Consider the following 1,305-nt stretch of genomic DNA (forward strand, 5'->3'; position numbering starts at 1 on the left):
CAATACTTAATTTAATTATAATAGGTACTTAATAAAAATATCATATAAAAATGATTAGAAAATTATTTGTTATTCTTGTTTGTAAACTCATTGGTTATTCATCTAAATTACTGCTAATGCTTTGTCTGTTGCCTGTGCAAGCGCTTTAAAAAAACGCAGACACTTTTCAAGCTCATCTTTTTTAATTATTTGTGGTTGAGTAGTATCAAGCTGTGCATGGTGTAAAGCTTCCCCCCTTTTCGAAATCCACTTAATTAACTGCTCTCTGGCATCTTTTGGTAATACATTAGGCCATGACCATTGCTCAGTAATATCTACACCAAAAACTCTTCAAATAGCTTTTTGGTTTTATTTGAATTTGGATTATGAAAAAACTTTAAACGTTCATTTAATTGCTTTTCTGCAAAGTGACCAAATTGAGAGCCTTTAATTAAGCTAAATTTGGCATCAAAAATTTCAGTTACCACATCTTCAACATAGGTTTCCCATGCGGTTAGCGTCATTATTAAGCTTGCTTTTTTTAAAACATCATATGAGCATAATTCTGGATGGTTATTTAGCGTTTCAAAGCATGCTAATAGTTGTTCTGCTTCAGATAGGGCTCTATTAAAATTTTGTAATGAGAGGGTCATTTTCTTCCTTAAATATTTAACTAACAATTAGGTGTCTGTTAGTACTGCTTTATTTTTTGTAATGCTATACAAAAATTTATAAAAATATAATTTCACAAGCTTGTGAAAATTTAATCTAGCTGGCTTTAATCTTTTTTATAATCACTAAAATTAATGATATTACTGGTATCAACTATTTCGTTTGATGACTCATCAACTAGTTTCTCTGAGCTGATAAGCGCTTGGCAGTATGTGAGTAGGCGCTCTATGGGTATAAACTTTTCTTTGCGGCCAGTTGTTTTATTAGTAATACGTTTAGGTTGGGTGTTTAAGTAAATAGCTAACTCAATGGCAAGCTCTTTAGGTAACTCATAAAGCCCCTCTTCTTGTAGTGTTTGAGTAACCCAAAGTGCGGCATCGCTAATATGCCCGCTTATACTTAAATCGGTATTTTTAACCCAGTGCGGAGTAAACTCTATTTTAGATAGCTCACTTAACAGCACCGCAATATCGCTGCGTGGTATTAGCTGATAAACCTCAAGTGTTTCTGCCATCATTAGCTGCCATTCGTACTGCAAACGCTGAGTTAACTCTTCTTGCGATAGCTTTAAACTAACTGGTATAAAAAACGTAAAACGGCTATTCGCCTCGCAGACAATAATTGTTTTTTCACGAGATTTATAGCTGTTATCAA

At 33.4% G+C, this 1,305-nt stretch carries 3 protein-coding genes; all 3 read right to left on the reverse strand.

What is annotated here, in order from left to right; all coding sequences use genetic code 11:
- Positions 1-102: 102 nt before the first annotated feature.
- Positions 103-312 (reverse strand): HEPN domain-containing protein, encoded by a 210-nt coding sequence (locus H5072_RS21585; protein ID WP_348983492.1) that lies wholly within the window; start codon positions 310-312, stop codon positions 103-105.
- 2 nt (positions 313-314) lie between these two features.
- Positions 315-632 carry a HEPN domain-containing protein gene (locus H5072_RS21385; protein ID WP_259396001.1) on the reverse strand — a complete coding sequence of 106 codons (318 nt, stop codon included), beginning with the start codon at positions 630-632 and terminating at the stop codon, positions 315-317.
- 125 nt (positions 633-757) lie between these two features.
- Positions 758-1,305: amino acid adenylation (locus H5072_RS19680; RefSeq protein ID WP_182694540.1), on the reverse strand; the 548-nt coding region annotated here is incomplete at its 5' end.

It is taken from the genome of Pseudoalteromonas sp. SR45-5 (assembly GCF_014163565.1).
In the GTDB taxonomy this organism is placed as follows: Bacteria; Pseudomonadota; Gammaproteobacteria; order Enterobacterales; family Alteromonadaceae; genus Pseudoalteromonas; species Pseudoalteromonas distincta.